General features: G+C 79.2%; 1 protein-coding gene. It reads right to left on the reverse strand.

The annotated features are described in order from the left end of the window. Nucleotides 1-16: 16 nt before the first annotated feature. Nucleotides 17-1,282 carry an amidohydrolase family protein gene (locus CCN44_RS39920; protein WP_086704024.1) on the reverse strand — a complete coding sequence of 422 codons (1,266 nt, stop codon included), beginning with the start codon at nt 1,280-1,282 and terminating at the stop codon, nt 17-19. Nucleotides 1,283-1,505 lie beyond the last annotated feature (223 nt).

Below are 1,505 nucleotides of genomic sequence, written 5' to 3' on the forward strand. Positions count from 1 at the left end.
GCTCCCAGCGCCCCGCTCACGAAAGCTCCCCCCGCCCCTGCCGGGGCAGCCCGAGCTCCGCTGTCGCCGCCGAGTTGCAGTACTCGCGCACCGCGCTGGTGCGGGCCACCACCCGGCCCCGGTGGATCACGATCCGGCTGTAGGCCAGGGAGAGGGCCCCGGCCAGACGGTCGCCGCGCACGGCCAGCAGCTCGGCGGGGAAGCCCGCCTCCACGCGGACCTCCGGCAGCCCCAAGACCGCGCGGGCCGAGGCGCACACGGCGTCGTAGGCGTCCTCCGGGTGCAGCCCGTGGGCGGAGGCGAGCAGGTAGGCGGCCTCCAGGGGGTCGCCGCGGCCGACGGGGTTCGAGACGTCGCGCAGCGCCCCGCTGCCGGCCGCCACCCGTACCCCGGCCGCGCGGAGCAGCCGTACCGGTGCCGTCTCCCGCCGGTCGGCGCCGCCGCAGCCGCCCTGGGGCAGGCACACGACCGTCACACCGGCCGCCGCGAGCTGGTCGGCGGCGCGCGAGGCGGCGTGGCCGGGCAGGCGCGAAAGACCCGCGCACGGTCCGATCGTCACGCCGGGCCGCAGGCCCCCCGCCATGGCCGCGAGCCGGGACAGCCGGGCCGGGTCGGCGGCGTCCGTGTGCAGGTCCACGGGGCAGCCGTGCTCGGAGGCCACCTCCAGGACCGCCTCCACGTAGCCGGTCGGGTCCGGGTCCAGGTCGGGGCAGCCGCCCACCACGGAGGCGCCCATCTTCACCGCGTCCCGCAGCATCGCCAGCCCGTCGGCCCCGGCCACCCCGGTCAGCAGCCGCGGCATCGCCACCGTCGTCAGCTCCGCCAGCCCCCGCAGCGACCGCCGCGCCTGCAGGGCCGCCTCCAGCGCGCCGAGGCCCTGGACGTCGCCCACGCGCACGTGTGCGCGCAGCGCCGTCGCCCCGTGCCCGAGTTGCAGCAGAGCCGCCTCGGTGGCCCGGCGCTGGACGTCCTCGGGGGCGTACGACACCGGCCCGGGGCGCTCGGCGGTCAGTGCGGTGTCGCCGTGGGCGTGCGGCTCGGCCGGCGCCGGCAGGAGCAGGTAGCCGCTCAGGTCGACGCGGGTGGCGCCGGTCCGGGCCGCCCCCGGGGCGAGACTGCCGGTCGTGCCGACCGCCTCGATGCGCCCCCCGCCCAGCCGTACGTCCACGGTCCGGCCGTCGGTGAGCCGCGCCCCGCAGAGCAGGAGCGCGGCCGGGTCGGACGCCCCCGAGGACCCCGACGAGTTCGACGGCGGGTGCGGCTGCGGCTGGCTGTCGGGCATCGCGCTCCAGGGGTCGGACCGGGGGGCTCGGGCGGCGTGCGGACGGGGCCGTACGCCGCCCCAAGATCACGCAGAGTGAGTCGAGCCTAGGGTGGCGAGCCGCGCGGGGCCCGCAGGAGCGCAATAGTCGTACCGGCGTGGTCCGCCTCAGGCGGTACCCGTGTCGCCCGCGCGCGTGGCCGGTGCCGCGGGGGGCGACGCCCATGCGCGCGGGCCGCCGTCG

This window comes from Streptomyces tricolor (genome assembly GCF_002155905.1).
GTDB lineage: Bacteria > Actinomycetota > Actinomycetes > Streptomycetales > Streptomycetaceae > Streptomyces > Streptomyces tricolor.

What these genes read in the sequence shown, in the direction of transcription:
- CCN44_RS39920 (WP_086704024.1), bottom strand. Translation starts at nt 1,282, where the DNA reads ATGCCCGACAGCCAGCCGCAGCCGCACCCGCCGTCGAACTCGTCGGGG.